Here is a 16,933-nt window from a genome sequence, read left to right on the forward strand (position 1 = left end):
ACATGATAAAAGTAGCCATAACAGACGATCATCCGCTTCTATTGGAAGGACTGAAAAATATTTTAGGAAACAGCGAAACAATAGATGTCGTAGATTGTTTTAAAAATGTCTCAGAAATGAATGAAGGCCTTGCAAAACAGGCGGTTGACATTCTGCTGCTCGACATTAATCTGGCAGATATCAACAGCATTGAACTCATCAAGCCTTTAAAGAAAAAGTACAGCAACCTTCAGATTATTATCCTGAGTGTTCATAACGAACTGCCTGTCATCAACAGTACTCTTGCTGAAGGGGCTTTGGGATATATTCAAAAAAATGCTTCAGTTTCCGAAATTCTTGAAGGAATAACCTCTGTATATTCCGGTAACAGGTTTTTATGCTCTCAAACCAAAGCTGTTCTGGAGAAAAAATCAACAGACGGATTAAGTCAGGTTCCGAAACTGACACGAAGAGAAAAAGAAATTCTGGGTGAAGCAGCAAAAGGACTTACTACCAATCAAATGGCGGAAAAGCTTTTTATAAGTCCGCATACGGTAGAAAGCCACCGGAAAAATCTTATCGAAAAATTTCAGACCTCCAACCTGAGTTCAGCTATAAAATTAGCTATAGAATACGGCTTGATTATCGAATAAAATAATCATCCGGAAAAAAGGCTGCTCACATCATGTAAGCAGCCTTTTTCTTATATAATCAAATAATTTGGGTGTGTACGGTTAATCTTTGAATTTCAACGCAGCCTGGAACAGATTCTTTTTGTCTACTAAATCATATTCGTCATTGTAAACCGGGTGATACATCAGGATGAAAACGCTGCCGTCAAAATCTTTTAAACTGATGGGCTGATCTACCATGATATCATAAAATCTTGTAATCGTACGGGTAGCAGTCCATTGCTTTGCATTGCCTTTAGGGTTTTTATCAAATCTGTGATCTTTTGCATCTGTGTAATACCAGTATGAAGGTGCGGAATCCATCAGAAACATTTCTTTATCCTTGTTGTAAAGCTCCTCGGCCATACCTGTATTCTGGAACCATTGTACTTCAGTATTCAAAGCGCCCAAAGCTCCTGCATAAATGTCTTTATTTGTGGTTGCACCCACTAAAAATCCTTCCAGATTGGAAGACGTGATTTCAAATAAAAAAGGAGATTTTTTCAGTTCATAAACATCATTCACGGGTTCAATTGCTTTTCCATCCTGTTTAATAACGACTTTTAACGACTGTGCAAAAGTCATAAAACTTAATAAACAAAAAAGAAGGGTCAAACTTAATTTTTTCATTGTATCTCTTTAAATAATTGCAGCAAAGATATTAGACTTTATTTCCCTGTACACTCGCTGATTTCAGGGGTTTTTATCTCATCAAATTAAAACAGGTCAGCCTTCAGCTGAATTTTTATATAAGCTGTTTTCTGTTTTTTACCATTTCCAGAAGCTGAATTAAGAGGGTAGACTTCTGCGTAGAAGGTGTCATTATCGGTCCAGAAAGCCTTTTTATCATCTGCTATTTTAAAGTTGGTGAAATTCACATATAAAAGGTTGTCCTGTTTCTTAGTTTGAGGAAAGTATCTGGAAATAACAAAATTACTCCCCACATCATGATTGGAAGAGACGAAGGTAACCCAGCCTTTAGAAGGAAGAATTTGCGGATAACCTTCGGTACTCAGTTCAAACATAACTGCGTTTTTTAGGCTGTAAAAAGAATAGTAGGAATCTGCAACTTCATCAGAATTTTCTTTGAATACTTCCAGGTTTAAATAAGGCGATCTTCCTACATATTCATTGGCAAGCGGTCCGGTCTCGGTAGAGATACTTTCATGTTGTGTAATTACGTCTTCTCTGCCGTTTTCTTTATATACCCAGTTATCTGCCTGCAGTTGTATATTGGGATTTTTTGTCAAATGTTCACCGATTTGTTTTTTTGAACTGGCTTTAAATTCCTGTTCAGAAATCTCCACAATGGTTCCGAACTTCTTAAATGATTTATTCTTAAAATCACTTGATTCCTTAAAGGTGCTGCTTCTGATCTCATAAAGGTCAACACCTTTTAACGTAAGTTCGTATGCCGGTGTGAATTCCGACTTCAGGACAAACGCTTCAATACTGTTCGAAATGTTATTATTAATGCTGTAGTGAATAGAATAGAAGTCCTCAAATTCTTCAAATCCATAATAATTATCGAGTTTATTGTAAGGAATTTTCAAATGGGCAGCATCTTTACTCGGAGTTATAAAAAACTGTACAGAATCCAGTTTAGTAAATAATTGAAACGGTACCTCCTGAACATTGTCCACGCCTTGTATTTTTTTGAAATCGGCAAATGTTACCGTTTTCTGCTTTACTTCAGTTTTTACATTGTGTGTCCCTGATGTTTTATCCTTCTGGTTACATCCTGCAAAAATTACCAGGGATGATATAAAGAATTGATTGATGACTTTCATTTTTATATTTTTGCGCAAATGTATCAGTATTAAGACCAGCAGCCAACAAAACCGCCTGATATAGGGAATAAATGGCCGAAAACAGGGATGTTTTGAACAAAGGATTTTGGAGAATTTTACAAAATAATAACCCCAATATTGTAATTTACTTTATAAGAATGAAAAACTTAATAATCAGCCTTTCAGTTTTGACTGCTTTATTAGCATCCTGTTCACCTTCTGCAGACAAAAAAGCAGAAACCAATACTTCTCCGGAAACTCAAATAGAAGGGGCAGCATCTCAACCGGAACCCGTAAAGAATGATCCGGAAATAGTAGAAATACCTGGTGATTTTTCTACCTTGGTTCCTATTGACGTATTGAATAGTAAAAGCACTAATGTGCATGATAAATATGGTATAGAATTTTCCGGGAACTGTTACTCATGCGATTTGGCCAGTCTTTCTATCACAAAGAAGCAGATCAGATGGACCAACGTCTGTGATGAAAAAGACACTTTTGAAATTGATGATTTTTCTTATACTATCGAAGGAAATAAAACGATCTTTAAAACACCGGAAAGAACATATATTTTAACTCAAATAGATAAAGCACCTGTACGAACTCGTGATAGAAGGTAAAAAACTGGAGTTAAAAAACAAGAGAGTTTCGAAATATTTTACCACCAAAAAAGCTTTGCCGCTTTTCACAGAGCATGATTGCGGGGATTTTGAGGGCTAAGCAATAGAGTAGTAGTCCGGAACAGTTTCTTTTGAAAATATAAGCATAAAAAAACCTCAAATTACTTTGAGGTTTCTTTATATAAAATAATGACTTAATTATTTTGCTGGTTTTTTAGGACTCATCATCATAATCATTCTTTTTCCTTCAAGTTTAGGAAGCTGGTCTACTTTACCCACATGCTCCAGTTCCTGAGCAAGTTTTAAAAGCAAAATTTCTCCCTGGTCCTTAAAGATAATCGAACGTCCTTTAAAAAATACGTAGGTTTTTAATTTAGAACCTTCTTCAAGGAATTTTTCAGCATGCTTCTTTTTGAATTCGTAATCGTGATCATCAGTCTGAGGTCCGAAACGGATCTCTTTTACGACCACTTTTACCTGCTTGGCTTTAAGTTCCTTCTGTTTTTTCTTTTGCTCGTATAAGAATTTCTTATATTCCAATACTCTTGCAATAAATGGTTCTGCCTTGTCAGAAATTACTACTAAATCCAATTCCTGTTCCGCAGCAATTTGTCTTGCTTTGTCAATTGGATAAATTCCTGGCTCTACGTTATCGCCCACTAAACGAAGCTCTCTCACACGAATTTTATCGTTGATCAAGTGAGCGTCCTCTTGTACCGGACGTCTCTGTGGGCCCCTGTTGTTAAATCTTTGTGCTATTGTATTATAATTTTATTGGTTAATTACTTAATTTAATTGATTTAAATATTTAAAATTGAAAGATTCCAATTAATTATTTAAATTTTTGAATCCTTCAATCTTTTAATTTAAAATTTAGATTGTTGCTTCTTTTTTGAAGTAAGCAACGAAATCCTCCAGCTTCATCGCTCCAAGATCACCTTCTCCACGTCTTCTTACAGAAATCGTGCCTTCTTTCTCTTCATTTTCTCCTACAACAAGCATGAAAGGGATTTTCTTCAATTCAGCATCACGGATCTTTTTACCTGTCTTCTCGTTTCTTTCATCAATCTGACCGCTAATATCGTGATTTTCCAAAAATTGTGAAACTTTTTTTGAATAATCTACATATTTTTCACTGATTGGTAGAATAATAAACTGATCCGGGCTCAGCCATAACGGGAAATCACCTGCAGTGTTTTCCAGCAGAATAGCGATAAAACGCTCCATAGAACCAAAAGGTGCTCTGTGGATCATCACCGGTCTGTGTTTTTCATTATCATTTCCGATATAGTGAAGATCAAATCTTTCCGGTAAGTTATAATCTACCTGGATTGTTCCTAACTGCCATTTTCTTCCTAAAGCATCTTTCACCATGAAGTCAAGCTTAGGACCGTAGAATGCCGCTTCGCCGTATTCTACTACTGTTTTTAAACCTTTCTTTTGAGCTGCATTGATGATCGCACTTTCTGCTTTCTCCCAGTTTTCATCAGAACCGATATACTTTTGTTTGTTTTCAGGATCTCTTAATGAAACCTGAGTCACAAAATCTTCAAAACCTAAAGATTTGAACACATAAAGCGTTAAGTCAATTACTTTTTCAAATTCTTCAGAAAGCTGATCCGGAGTACAGAAAAGGTGAGCATCATCCTGAGTAAATCCACGAACTCTCGTTAAACCGTGAAGCTCTCCACTTTGCTCATATCTGTATACCGTACCGAATTCTGCATATCTTTTTGGCAAATCTCTGTAGCTCCATTGTGAAGTTTTGTAAATTTCACAGTGGTGAGGACAGTTCATCGGCTTCAACAGGAATTCTTCTCCTTCGTTCGGAGTTTTAATCGGCTGGAAGCTGTCTTCCCCATATTTGTCCCAGTGTCCTGAAGTTACATATAATTCTTTTGCTCCGATGTGTGGAGACATTACGAATTCATAACCTCCTTTTTTCTGAGCATCAGAAAGGAAGTTTTCCAGTTTTCTTCTTAAAGCAGTACCTTTTGGCAGCCAAAGTGGTAAACCTGCACCCACTTTTTCAGAGAATGCGAAGATTCCAAGTTCTTTACCTAATTTTCTGTGATCTCTTCTTTTGGCCTCTTCCAATCTTTCAAGATATTCTGTAAGATCTTTCTGTTTAGGGAAAGAAATACCATATACTCTTGTTAATTGTGGGTTCTTTTCATTCCCTCTCCAGTAAGCTCCTGCTGCATTTAATATTTTAACCGCTTTTACGATTCCTGTATTCGGGATATGACCACCACGACATAAATCTGTGAAGTTATCGTGCGTTACAAAAGTGATTTCTCCATCATTAAGATTAGAGATCAATTCTACTTTGTAAGGGTTATCTGCATACGTCTTCAAAGCTTCTTCTTTAGAAACCGGATATAAAGAGAAGGTAGAACCTTTCTTCGCATTTTCCAGGATCTTTTTCTCAATCTTCTCAAAATCTTTTTCAGATAGACTTTCATCCCCGAAATCTACATCATAGTAGAATCCACTTTCGATAGCAGGACCGATGGTCAACTTAGCATCAGGATAAAACTCAAGGATTGCCTGCGCCAGAAGGTGGGCAGAAGAGTGCCAGAAAGCCTTCTTTCCAAGATCATCATTCCAGGTCAAAAGCTGTACCGTAGAATCCGTGGTTATAGGTGTGGTCGTTTCTACTTGTTTGTCATTAACAATTGCGGAAATGGTGTTTCTAGCCAATCCCTCGCTTATAGATTTTGCCACATCAAGGGGAGTCACTGCTCCCTCGAATTCTTTGACACTATTGTCTGGAAGTGTAATTTTTATCATTGTTTACTAAGAAATTTTAAGATGCAAAAATACGGAATTTTTAGATAAAATACTATATTAGCATATATTTAGAATGAGAATTAATATTAAAAATGTAAAAGATGCAGATGGTTTTAGTCTCACTGAATTCCATATTTCGTTTTTCATAGAAAAATGCCTTTAATTTTTTATTAATGATAATGGCAATATTAAAATCCTTATTCTTTTTGTAAGTCATTAAAAATAAACAAATTACAAATTAACATGAATCCTATAAATGTCGATCTCCACTGCGATTTATTATATTATCTGCTAAGATCCGATGCAGCTGTCGATAACAAAGAAATTGGCTGTTCACTGCCTTATCTACAGGAAGGAAATGTAAAACTTCAGGTGATGGCTATATATGCAGGAACAGGAGCGAATAGCACAGTTCATGGTTGGGAACAAAGCAAATTATTCTCAAAATTGATTAAAAATGAGAGTTTTTTCCTTTTTAACAATGACAATCAGAATGATTTGGAGAATAAAAATCGGGTAGGAGTTATTGCGTCTATAGAGAATGCATCTGCTTTCTGCGATGAAGACCAAAGTCTGGAATCCGGCTTCAAAAACCTGGAAACCATTATTGAAAATACACAGAAAGTTTTGTATATCGGAATTACCCATCATCTGGAAAATCGTTTTGGAGGTGGAAATAATGCTACCGCCGGCTTAAAGGACGATGGAAAAGTTCTGATTGACTATATCGCTGACCGTAAAATTGCTATTGATTTAGCCCATACAAGTGATCAACTGGCCCATGATATTTTTACTTATATCGATCAGAGAAACTATTCAATTCCTATTCTGGCGAGCCATTCCAACTACAGGTCTGTTTATAAAAACAATAGAAACCTTCCTGATGAACTGGCAAAGGAAGTCATCAACAGAAAAGGCTTAATTGGTCTGAATTTTATCAAAGATTATGTGGATATTGATCATCCTGAAAGACTCTATGAACATATTCAGTATGGTTTAGATCTTGGAGGAGAAGACAACATTGCATATGGAGCAGATTATTTCTACTGGAAAGATCATCCGGACAAATCCCGTCATCCTTTTTTCTTCCCCGAGCATTCCAATGCCTCCGGATATCCTGCCATCAATAAAGAAATTGAAGAACGATTTTCATCAGAACTGGTTGAAAAAATCAGTCATAGAAATGCATTGAATTTTATAAAGAAGATGTATTAATAAAATCATCGTCCGATTACATCACAGCATAATGAACAGGTCGCTCCTCCGGAGCTTTATTTTTACGGGACTTCATCATTTTCTACTAACAGAAGATCCCGATGGGATCATAAGCAGCTCCGATAGGAGCTAACTGTTAATAGAAATTATTTGGTTTTAAAATCAGAGCTCCGGAGGAGCGACCTGTTAATACCTAAATCTATAAAAGATTATATTAAAAATGTTTTTTGATGTTTTATTTTACATGAAATAAAACATTGTAAATTATTGAAAAATACATTTTTATATATTATTATTTAATGTTTTCTTTTATACCTTACTTTCTGCTTGATAATCTCAATTACGTCCACATTCTGAACTTTTGATTTAATCCATCCATGAATATCGATATAGAATAATGATCGGCGGTAATATTCATTGCCGGCATACTCTTCCAGTTTTTTATCAAAATTTTCAAATGCTTTCTGTCGCTGATCCGGCACCTGATTATTAAGATTCTTGAAAAACTGAATACTCTCGAAATGGAACTCTTCCGGCTTTTTCATTTTCTTTGCAAACTTTAAAGTTGACGCTGTAAACTCATCATAATCTTCATCATTCCCTGATTCATATTTAGCCATTAAGATCAGAATCCGGGTATGGAACAACAGATCTTCCTGAACATTTCCTTTGGATTCTATGACTCTCATAGAATATTCAATCGATTTTTCAAACATTTTACTGCCAAAGAACATAGCTGCCATTTTAAGGTAGAGAATCATAAAATGGTGCTCATCGATCCTTTCTCTGAGTTTTTCCATTTTTAATTCTACCTCAGGAATAAGCTTGGTTCCTGTAAAAAATTCACCTTTTACAAAGTGAATATTCATCAGCGTATTGTAGTGGGTAAGGAAAATAAGGGACTGCAGGTTCTCATTCTGAACAAAATTCTCGGCATGTACCATTGTATTGAAGTTCTGGAAATGTTCCTCCAGAATATCAATATTTCCATATAAAAAGAGGATTTTCAGCAGATACGTATTCCCTTTGATATACCAAACCGGGTGGCTGTAGATCATTTCAGGCTTCTTATGAAAAAGATCTACCCACTGATAAGCATATTTCAAGGTATATTTATAGTCCTGTAAAAGCTGGTTTTTCCAGACATGGGCTTTATAATACCATAATTTCTCTGTAAAATTCAGTTTTTCAGGGTTGATACTTTTAATCTCTGCGTTAAAAATATCCATAACTTCCTGCCGGTCTGCATCGTTTTTTACATAACCATGGGTCAGCATTTCACTGTATAATTTCAAAGAAAGATTAGACAATTTTGTGGTATAACGGTTCTGTTTACTGATCTCCTGCGATTGTTTGATAAGCTCTTCGGCACGGCCTTCGATACTTCGTGTAATAAACTGTGATTCAATTACTTTTTCAAGGTCGATAATCTCCGAAGCAATACTTTTTTCATCCAGTTCCAGTGCCGTCTGTTTGGTTTTATCCAATATTTTTAAAGCCTGCTTGTAAAGTCCTTTCTGATACAGAATATTGGCGAAATCCAACTGTTCACGAAGCTGGATTCTGTAGTTCTGATGACTAGGGTTCATTCGAAGGCTTACAAGAATCTGTTTGTAAAGATGGGCTTTAAGATTAGAAAGCTGTTGTTTTGTAGATATTTTTTTCTCAATAATAATACTTTCGTCATATTCTTTCATCTTGTCCATCTCAGAAAATAACAATAGAAATTTGGCGTCTACGTTAATTCCGAGGCGGTTTACGTAGAGCTTAAACTGTCTTTTTTCAGAGGTCGTCAATGACTTTACCAATACAAACAAAAAATCTTTCTGCAATTCTGCCATTGTAAATTTTGAGGAATTAAATTATTGATTAATAAATAAATACAATTGTTTTCTAAGCTGTTGAGTATTGTAATTTTCAGAAAAAGTGAAAATGGAAAAATATCGCAAGCTGTAGTTTTGATCCAAAATTAAGTAAAAAACTTCACTTATGAATTCCGAAAAAATCGAAATTTTTGATACGACACTGAGAGATGGGGAGCAGGTTCCGGGATGCAAACTGAATACGGAACAAAAACTGGTTATTGCTGAAAGGCTTGATGAATTAGGGATTGATATTATCGAGGCAGGATTCCCGATTTCCAGCCCCGGCGATTTTGAATCGGTTTCAGAAATTTCAAAACTGGTGAAAAATGCGAAGGTATGCGGACTCACAAGAGCGAACAAAAAAGATATTGATGTAGCAGCAGAAGCGCTGAAATTGGCAAAGAAACCGAGAATCCACACAGGAATCGGAACTTCGGATTCTCATATTAAATACAAATTCAACTCAACAAGAGAAGATATTATTGAAAGAGCAGCAGAAGCAGTAAAATATGCGAAAACATATGTTGAAGATGTTGAATTTTATGCTGAAGATGCCGGAAGAACGGATAATGAGTATCTGGCAAGAGTATGTGAAGCAGTGATCAAAGCAGGAGCAACTGTTCTGAATATTCCTGACACCACAGGATATTGCCTGCCGGAAGAGTATGGTCAGAAAATAAAATATCTGAAAGAGAATGTAAAGGGAATTGAAAAAGCAGTGCTTTCATGTCATTGCCATAACGACCTGGGACTGGCTACTGCCAATTCTATTGCCGGAGCAATTAATGGAGCCCGCCAGATTGAATGTACGATCAACGGATTGGGAGAAAGAGCTGGAAATACAGCACTGGAAGAAGTCGTCATGATTTTAAAACAGCATAAAAATCTGAATCTGCATACCGATGTGAATTCCAGAATGCTGAATGAAATGAGTGCCATGGTTTCTGATCTGATGGGAATGTCTGTACAGCCCAACAAAGCTATTGTAGGAGCTAATGCTTTTGCTCACAGCTCAGGAATTCATCAGGACGGAGTGATTAAAAACAGGGAAACGTACGAAATCATAGATCCTGCAGAAGTAGGTGTGAATGCCTCTTCAATCATTCTTACTGCCAGAAGCGGACGCTCAGCATTGGCTTACCGTTTCAAACATATCGGTTATGAGGTGACCAAAAATGAACTTGATTATCTATATCAGGAGTTTTTGAAAATCGCTGATCTTAAAAAAGAAATAGACAACGATGATCTGAGTGTTATGATGGATTCTTTCGCCAGAAAAATAGGATAGGTTTGATTTAAAATCAAGATAAAGTAAAAAATGAACAACAGTAAAAAGACACTTTTTGATAAAGTATGGGACGCCCATGTGGTAGAAACCATTCCTGACGGACCTCAGATCATTTATATTGACAAACATCTTATTCATGAGGTAACCAGCCCTCAGGCCTTCGCAGAACTTGAATCCAGAAATCTGGAAATCTTCAGACCGGAACAGATTGTAGCTACCGCGGATCACAATGTACCTACACTACATCAGGATCAGCCTATTAAAGATGATCTTTCAAGAAATCAGGTAGAACAGCTTACAGAAAACTGTAAAAAAAATAATATTGAACTTTTCGGATTGGGACACCCATATCAGGGAATTGTTCATATCATCGCTCCGGAATTAGGGATTACCCAGCCGGGAATGAGTATTGTGTGTGGTGACAGCCATACCTCTACCCATGGGGCATTTGGATCAATTGCCTTTGGGATTGGTACCAGCCAGGTAGCTCAGGTATTTGCCAGCCAATGTTTATTGCTGAACAAGCCAAAATCAATGAGAATTACCGTCAATGGCAAATTAAACGAAAATGTTCAGCCTAAAGATGTTATTCTTTATATCATTTCAAAAATAGGAACAGACGGAGGAACAGGATATTTTTGTGAATATGCAGGTAGTGTATTCGAGGAAATGTCAATGGAAGGAAGAATGACGGTCTGCAATATGAGTATTGAAATGGGCGCGAGAGGCGGAATGATTGCTCCGGATGAAACCACTTTTGAATACGTACAGGGAAGAAAATTTGCTCCGGAAGGAGAAGACTGGGATGAAAAAGTAGCCTATTGGAGAACTCTGAAAACAGATGAAGGCGCTGTTTTTGATCAGGAACTCAGTTTTGATGCTGCAGATATTTATCCTATGATTACCTACGGTACTAATCCGGGAATGGGGATTTCAATCCGTGAAGTTATTCCGGCACCGCAAAATGAATCTGAAGAGAAAGCTTTACAATATATGGGACTGGAAGCCGGACAGGCAGTTAACAGTATCAAGGTTAATTATGTCTTCATAGGAAGCTGTACCAATGCTAGAATAGAAGATTTCCGTTCTGCAGCCCAGTATATTAAAGGGAAAAGCAAATCTGAGGCTGTAAAAGCACTGATTGTTCCCGGATCTCAACAGGTGGTTAAACAGATTTATGAGGAAGGTTTGGATAAAATATTCAGTGATGCAGGATTTCAGATTCGTCAGCCGGGGTGTTCGGCATGTCTGGCAATGAATGACGATAAAATCCCGGAAGGAGAATATTGTGTTTCCACTTCCAACAGAAACTTTGAAGGCAGACAGGGACAAGGCTCAAGGACAATTCTTGCCAGCCCGCTTACTGCAGCAAAAGCAGCCATAGAGGGTAAAATTTCAGCTTTTGAAAGTTTAAACTAAAAAGAATTTAACCACAAAGACACAAAAGATGATAACACTTAAGTAAGAAGATGGTTTCATTTGCTTGTAGAAAAAGAACACTTAAGCTTTTTGAAAATCTTTGATTTTCATTCTTATGTAAACTTCAGTTAAGTAAATTGAAAAGTAAAAAAGAAAACTTTTGTGCCTTTTGTGGTTCCAAGTCTAAACAATATAGAATAAATGCAAAAATTAGTTGTTTTAAAATCCCGCGCAGTTCCATTGCCGGCAGAAAATATAGATACAGACCAGATTATTCCGGCTAGATTCCTTAAAAGTATAGACAGAAAAGGCTTTGGAGAGAATCTGTTCAGAGACTGGAGATTCAATATTCATACAGGAGAACCTAATCCGGACTTTGTTTTAAACAATCCCAAATTCGGTGGTGAGATTCTTGTTGCAGGAAATAATTTCGGCTGTGGAAGCAGTCGTGAGCATGCAGCCTGGTCCTTAACGGATTATGGATTCAAGGTCATTGTTTCAAGTTATTTCGCGGATATCTTTAAAGGAAATGCTTTGAATAACGGGCTTCTTCCTGTAAAAGTTTCCGAAGAATTTTTAAAAGAAATCTTAGAAGGTATCAATGAAAATCCTGATAATGAAATTGCCATTGACGTGGAATTACAGTCCATCAGCTTTAAAGACACCACAGAAACCTTTGAAATTGATTCTTACAAGAAAATATGCCTGCTAAACGGTTATGATGATATTGATTTTTTAATCAGCAGAAAGCAGACGATCACAGAATTTGAATTAAAAACACAAAAAGCAAATGAGCGACAATTATTTTAAAATTGCGGTTCTTCCCGGAGATGGGATTGGCCCGGAAATCATCGGTGAAAGCATTAAAATATTAGATGCTATTGCTGAAGCTTTTCAATGTAAATTCCATTTTGAATATGGATTAATCGGTGCGGAGGCTATTTTTAAAACAGGAAATCCTTTGCCCGAAGAAACGCTGAAAATCTGCAAAGAGTCTGATGCTGTGCTTTTCGGGGCTATTGGAGATCCGGTTTTTGATAATAATCCGGAAGCGAAAGTGAGACCGGAACAGGGATTATTGAAACTTCGTAAAGAGTTGGGACTATTTGCCAATATCCGTCCTTTAAAAACCTATGCCTCTCTTATTGATAAAAGCCCATTGAAAAGAGAAATTATTGAAGGCGCTGACATTCAGATTTTCAGAGAACTGGTAAGCGGAATTTATTTCGGTGAAAAATTTACAGATCCGGAAGGTGCTTACGCTTATGATGTCTGCAAATACAGCCGTGAAGATATTATTCCGATTGCGCATATGGCGTTTCAGGAAGCACAGAAAAGAAAGAAAAAGCTTACGCTTATTGATAAAGCCAACGTTTTGGATACGTCAAGATTGTGGAGAAAGACGTGCCAGGAAATTGCACCGGAATATCCGGATGTAGAGCTTGATTATATGTTTGTAGACAACGCAGCCATGCAGCTGATCCTTAATCCTAAGCATTTTGATGTGATTGTAACGGAAAATATGTTTGGTGATATTATCTCCGATGAAGCAAGTGTGATCGGAGGTTCTATCGGATTATTACCATCTGCTTCAGTAGGAGAGAAGAATGCTTTGTTTGAGCCTATTCACGGATCTTATCCGCAGGCGAAAGGAAAAGGAATTGCCAATCCTGTTGCTTCTATTTTAAGTGTGGCGATGATGCTGGATCATCTTGGTTTAAAGACGGCAGCCGAAAAATTAAGACAGTCGGTAGAACATGCTATTGAGAATAAGTATGTCACAATTGATCTTAATAGCAAACAGTATTACTCCACAAGTGAAGTGGGAAGTTTTATTGCAGACCATATCAGATATTCCGAAAAGTCTTATTATAATTTTGAAAATATTAAGATCGGAAAATCGACCATTGTATAGAAACAAAAGTTCAGTTAGATAGTTAGAAAGAAAAGTTCCGCCTCCTATGAGACGGAACTTTTCGTTTTTCATTATTAAATAAAGCCTTAAAAGCTCTTTTATTTTTTTGTGTTATCCGTTTTTCCTGATTTGTTTTTAGAAGACTTCTGAACATCTTCTTTATCAATATCAGGCGGATTGGTCTTTTTTGATGCGGCAGGAATATTCTGGAAATCCTGATTTTGCTTTTGGGTTTCTGCGGTATTGGCAGATTCTTTCCTGGTGGTTTTTCCTTTTGTATCCATGAGTTTGAATTTTAAATGTAAACAATATGGATAGTATCATTCAAAGGGTTTGCCAAACAGAAATATTTTAACTTAAAGCCCCAGAATACCAATTTTTCCGGTCTTGTCTTCTATTTCATAATTCAAAGCCTTGGCCAGCACAAAAATATTATTCAGGTTTTCCATGAGCTGTTTGCGGCCTTCACTTCTCAGTTGATTCTGATCAATTGATTTCTCTGCGGTTTCCTTAGCTTTTTGAGTAACATTTTTAATGTCCTTCTCCGAAATCCTGTTAAAGAAAGAATCATCCAAAGACTGAATTTCAACGCTAGGTGTAATTCTGATTTCAGCATCAGGAAGTTCGGTAATCACCAGCTTTTTGTTGATGGAATCTACTTCAATCTTCATTTTGTTGAGATCATAAGAAACCTGTGCATTAGTCTTTGTGTAGGTAATAATACTGTTGCTGGAAACTTCTTTTCCAAAAACCTCATAACCCATTTTGGTCTTCTGCATGCTGGATGTATTCTGTTCCATCACGACCATCTTATTCATCTTGGAAATTTGATTGGTCAGGATATAATAATCTGACTTTTCAGTTTTATTTCCAAGATTCAGGCAGGATTTCAGGCCAAAAAAGAGCAGTACCATTGCGCCGGCACCCGCAGCAAAAGATAATATTGTTCTATAATTTCTCAAAATCTATTTAAAAATTTCTTTAATAACAGATGAATCGTTCTTTTTCAGAATTTGAACCAAATCCCTTTCAATATATCCTGTCGTAGGCATTTCGATAATTCTGCCCACTTCTTTTCCATATCTTTTCAGGATAATGGTAGGAACTTTCTGAAGATTGTAAAGACTTTCATCCCCGGTAGGAGATTCTTTCTTACGGTTAACAGCAATAATATTCAATTTATTTTCCGGATAACTTACGGCTTCCAATATTTTCATCAGTCTTGGAAAATCTCTGTGGCTGTCTTCACACCAGGTTCCCATGAAAACGATAATATCATAGGTTCCGATTTTCTCTTTTTTTAATTCACTGACTGCCTTTTGATCAAGAACATACTCATCATGTTCTTTCACATACCAATCTGCATAAGGAGCTTTTAAAAACTGCTCTTTCAACTGGTTTCCCAAAAGCATTTTGCCGTCATTCTGGGTTTCAACTTCACGGTTTACCACTACTTTTTGTGCAGTAAGCTGCTGTGAAGCCAGAAACAAGGTTGAAAAGGCAACAATATTGGTAATAAATTTTTTCATATTTTATTTTTCGATAATTGATTTTAAATCAGCAGGAGAGTAGTATTTGTTTTTTAATACTTTATGATCTGCCTTTCTGTAAACATTAAATTTTTCTCCGGACTTTTCATAAAAAGATTCTACTTCCTTCGCTTTGTAAAATTCTACAGTTTCCTCTGCCTGTTCTTCATTATCACATGCTTTCGACATATTGGAGCGTTGAACTTCGTTGAATAGCTCTACAAATTTGTTGCCAAGTCCGAATTCCAGTACCGCACCACTCAAAACATACTGAAGATCACACAATGCATCTGCAATTTCTACAATATTATTGTCAGCAATAGCTTGTTTCAGTTCGTTTAATTCTTCCTGTAAAAGCTCTACTCTCAGGTTGCATCTTTCCGGAGAAGGAATTTGTGGGGTATCTAAAATAGGGGCTTTGAAAGTAGTATGGAATTCTGCTACTTGGTTCAGACTATCAATTTTATCCATGAATTTTTTTATTTCCCACAAAGATAGAAAAGGATTTGCAAAATGTGAAATGTACAGCAGGAAATGTAAAAATAAAGTGTCTGGGAAAATGTTTTTGAATATACAATCCTATCTTTAAACCAAAAACTGCAAAAATCTGTATTATCAATGGGGAAATTTTATCCATGAAAATTAAAAAACCACAACTGTAAAAATTGTGGTTTTATTTTGAAGTGATTCAATTCTACTCAATTATTTAAATTCTTCATAATTCCAGACTCCGGAGATGGTAAGTATCATTAATCCCGGCTGCTTTTCTCCATAGCTGAATAGACAGATAAACCTGGAATGACAGGAAGAACAGTCGATTCCAAAATATAAAGTTGGCAGATCGTTAACTGTCAATTCTCCGAAATGAAACATTCTTTGAGAGGTTCCGTTGACCATTCCGTGGTTTAGCAATTCATTTTTAGATACTACTTTATCTTCATGATACAACTGCAGAACAGGAAACCCTGATTCATAAGGTGCTATTGCAATTCTATTTTTGTTTCCGCAATGAGAGCAGGTAAAAGTGGTGATTGCTGATGGGAGAACTTCATCATTGATAAAGACATTTTTTTCAACAGAAGCTTTTCCAATAATGTTTATTTTTTCTGATAATGAATACATCTGAGCTAATTTATGGCTGAATAACTGTGCCTGCTAAGTTAGGATATTTTCCGCTTGGGCTTCTCTTAATGGTAATTTTAATATAACCTTCTTCTGCCAGCTTATTCCATGTTTTCTGGTAACCTGTATTGATATCGATAGGAATTTTCCACATCATTTGTTTACCTTTTCCTGCCTGGCTGAACCACGGAATAATGTCTGCTGTCTGGGTTTTAAACTGCATGGAGTTGTTCAGTACATCAATTTCATAATAAAAATCGTATTTATCTTCAGGCTGATTTAGAGCTCTTTGTGTAAAAGTATAAACATATCCGTTGATGATAGGGCTTGTAAAGCTTCCCCCTAATGTAGGAACCCCGGTTCCGTTATAACTGCCGACTGCGCCGCTGTATCTGTCGAACTTCTGCCCAACCTGTAAAGGAACATCATCGACAATATTATAACCTCCGTTGGCAGGCGGCCATCCTCCATTTAAATTATTAGCCTTAAAAAGTGATTCCAGCTCACTCCATTTTCCCCTTTTGTATAGGTCATAAGCTTGATTTTTTATGGCTTGACTTACCGAATTACCGGGATCATAGGTTACTGCCAGTTCATCTGCATTTTTGTAGAATACGGTGGTCACATCCGGATTGATGTCTATTACTTCATCATCGTCAGAGCTGCAGGCAATCGAGAACGAAGTAATGGCTAAAAAAAAGAGGTACTTAAATAAATGTTTCATATA

At 36.5% G+C, this 16,933-nt stretch carries 18 protein-coding genes; 7 read left to right on the forward strand and 11 right to left on the reverse strand.

The window, feature by feature from the left end; translation table 11 throughout:
- The first annotated feature begins 2 nt into the window (after positions 1-2).
- Positions 3-632, forward strand: a complete 630-nt coding sequence (locus AC5YGI_RS13650; protein WP_330746318.1) for a response regulator — start codon at positions 3-5, stop codon at positions 630-632.
- 81 nt (positions 633-713) lie between these two features.
- Here the strand turns inward: AC5YGI_RS13650 and AC5YGI_RS13655 are convergent, their stop codons facing one another.
- Both AC5YGI_RS13655 and AC5YGI_RS13660 read right to left on the reverse strand, forming a co-directional pair.
- A complete protein-coding gene (locus AC5YGI_RS13655; protein ID WP_330746319.1) occupies positions 714-1,280 on the reverse strand; it encodes a hypothetical protein in 567 nt (188 codons plus the stop codon).
- 86 nt (positions 1,281-1,366) lie between these two features.
- Complete coding sequence (locus tag AC5YGI_RS13660) at positions 1,367-2,440, reverse strand: resolvase (RefSeq protein ID WP_330746320.1); 1,074 nt, start codon at positions 2,438-2,440, stop codon at positions 1,367-1,369.
- A gap of 158 nt (positions 2,441-2,598) precedes the next feature.
- On the opposite strand from AC5YGI_RS13660, the gene AC5YGI_RS13665 reads away from it, so the two are divergent.
- Positions 2,599-3,060 (forward strand): hypothetical protein, encoded by a 462-nt coding sequence (locus AC5YGI_RS13665; RefSeq protein ID WP_496168657.1) that lies wholly within the window; start codon positions 2,599-2,601, stop codon positions 3,058-3,060.
- Between the two features lie 198 nt (positions 3,061-3,258).
- Here AC5YGI_RS13665 and infC read toward each other — a convergent pair whose 3' ends face one another.
- Both infC and thrS read right to left on the reverse strand, forming a co-directional pair.
- A complete protein-coding gene (gene infC, locus AC5YGI_RS13670; protein WP_027372223.1) occupies positions 3,259-3,759 on the reverse strand; it encodes a translation initiation factor IF-3 in 501 nt (166 codons plus the stop codon).
- A gap of 174 nt (positions 3,760-3,933) precedes the next feature.
- On the reverse strand, positions 3,934-5,853 hold the full coding sequence (gene thrS, locus AC5YGI_RS13675; protein ID WP_330746322.1) for a threonine--tRNA ligase: 1,920 nt from the start codon (positions 5,851-5,853) through the stop codon (positions 3,934-3,936).
- A 243-nt stretch (positions 5,854-6,096) separates the two neighbouring features.
- Between thrS and AC5YGI_RS13680 the strand changes: the two genes are divergently transcribed.
- The gene (locus AC5YGI_RS13680; RefSeq protein WP_496168660.1) at positions 6,097-7,068 is read left to right on the forward strand and encodes a dipeptidase; all 972 of its coding nucleotides are present in this window, start codon (positions 6,097-6,099) and stop codon (positions 7,066-7,068) included.
- A 296-nt stretch (positions 7,069-7,364) separates the two neighbouring features.
- Here the strand turns inward: AC5YGI_RS13680 and AC5YGI_RS13685 are convergent, their stop codons facing one another.
- Positions 7,365-8,909 (reverse strand): hypothetical protein, encoded by a 1,545-nt coding sequence (locus AC5YGI_RS13685; protein ID WP_330746324.1) that lies wholly within the window; start codon positions 8,907-8,909, stop codon positions 7,365-7,367.
- A 148-nt stretch (positions 8,910-9,057) separates the two neighbouring features.
- Between AC5YGI_RS13685 and AC5YGI_RS13690 the strand changes: the two genes are divergently transcribed.
- From AC5YGI_RS13690 to leuB, 4 genes are all read left to right on the forward strand, one after another.
- The gene (locus tag AC5YGI_RS13690) at positions 9,058-10,221 is read left to right on the forward strand and encodes a 2-isopropylmalate synthase (RefSeq protein WP_110008824.1); all 1,164 of its coding nucleotides are present in this window, start codon (positions 9,058-9,060) and stop codon (positions 10,219-10,221) included.
- Between the two features lie 30 nt (positions 10,222-10,251).
- Positions 10,252-11,640 (forward strand): 3-isopropylmalate dehydratase large subunit, encoded by a 1,389-nt coding sequence (leuC, locus tag AC5YGI_RS13695; protein ID WP_496168663.1) that lies wholly within the window; start codon positions 10,252-10,254, stop codon positions 11,638-11,640.
- 201 nt (positions 11,641-11,841) lie between these two features.
- A complete protein-coding gene (gene leuD, locus AC5YGI_RS13700; RefSeq protein ID WP_330746326.1) occupies positions 11,842-12,450 on the forward strand; it encodes a 3-isopropylmalate dehydratase small subunit in 609 nt (202 codons plus the stop codon).
- The gene (gene leuB, locus AC5YGI_RS13705) at positions 12,431-13,555 is read left to right on the forward strand and encodes a 3-isopropylmalate dehydrogenase (RefSeq protein WP_110008826.1); all 1,125 of its coding nucleotides are present in this window, start codon (positions 12,431-12,433) and stop codon (positions 13,553-13,555) included. The genes leuD and leuB overlap by 20 nt, the downstream gene beginning before the upstream one ends.
- A 98-nt stretch (positions 13,556-13,653) precedes the next feature.
- On the opposite strand, the gene AC5YGI_RS13710 is transcribed toward leuB, so the two are convergent.
- The 6 genes from AC5YGI_RS13710 to AC5YGI_RS13735 all read right to left on the reverse strand — a co-directional run bounded on the left by AC5YGI_RS13710 (position 13,654) and on the right by AC5YGI_RS13735 (position 16,930).
- Positions 13,654-13,839 carry a hypothetical protein gene (locus AC5YGI_RS13710; protein ID WP_062669731.1) on the reverse strand — a complete coding sequence of 62 codons (186 nt, stop codon included), beginning with the start codon at positions 13,837-13,839 and terminating at the stop codon, positions 13,654-13,656.
- 72 nt (positions 13,840-13,911) lie between these two features.
- The gene (locus AC5YGI_RS13715) at positions 13,912-14,517 is read right to left on the reverse strand and encodes a DUF4230 domain-containing protein (RefSeq protein ID WP_110008828.1); all 606 of its coding nucleotides are present in this window, start codon (positions 14,515-14,517) and stop codon (positions 13,912-13,914) included.
- Positions 14,518-14,520: 3 nt separating this feature from the next.
- Complete coding sequence (locus tag AC5YGI_RS13720) at positions 14,521-15,084, reverse strand: TlpA family protein disulfide reductase (RefSeq protein WP_227944271.1); 564 nt, start codon at positions 15,082-15,084, stop codon at positions 14,521-14,523.
- Between the two features lie 3 nt (positions 15,085-15,087).
- The gene (locus AC5YGI_RS13725; RefSeq protein WP_110008830.1) at positions 15,088-15,555 is read right to left on the reverse strand and encodes a pyrophosphohydrolase domain-containing protein; all 468 of its coding nucleotides are present in this window, start codon (positions 15,553-15,555) and stop codon (positions 15,088-15,090) included.
- A gap of 231 nt (positions 15,556-15,786) precedes the next feature.
- The gene (locus AC5YGI_RS13730; RefSeq protein WP_496168668.1) at positions 15,787-16,206 is read right to left on the reverse strand and encodes a hypothetical protein; all 420 of its coding nucleotides are present in this window, start codon (positions 16,204-16,206) and stop codon (positions 15,787-15,789) included.
- A 10-nt stretch (positions 16,207-16,216) separates the two neighbouring features.
- Positions 16,217-16,930, reverse strand: a complete 714-nt coding sequence (locus tag AC5YGI_RS13735; RefSeq protein WP_496168670.1) for a hypothetical protein — start codon at positions 16,928-16,930, stop codon at positions 16,217-16,219.
- Positions 16,931-16,933 lie beyond the last annotated feature (3 nt).

This window comes from Chryseobacterium sp. CS3K3.1, from assembly GCF_059515165.1.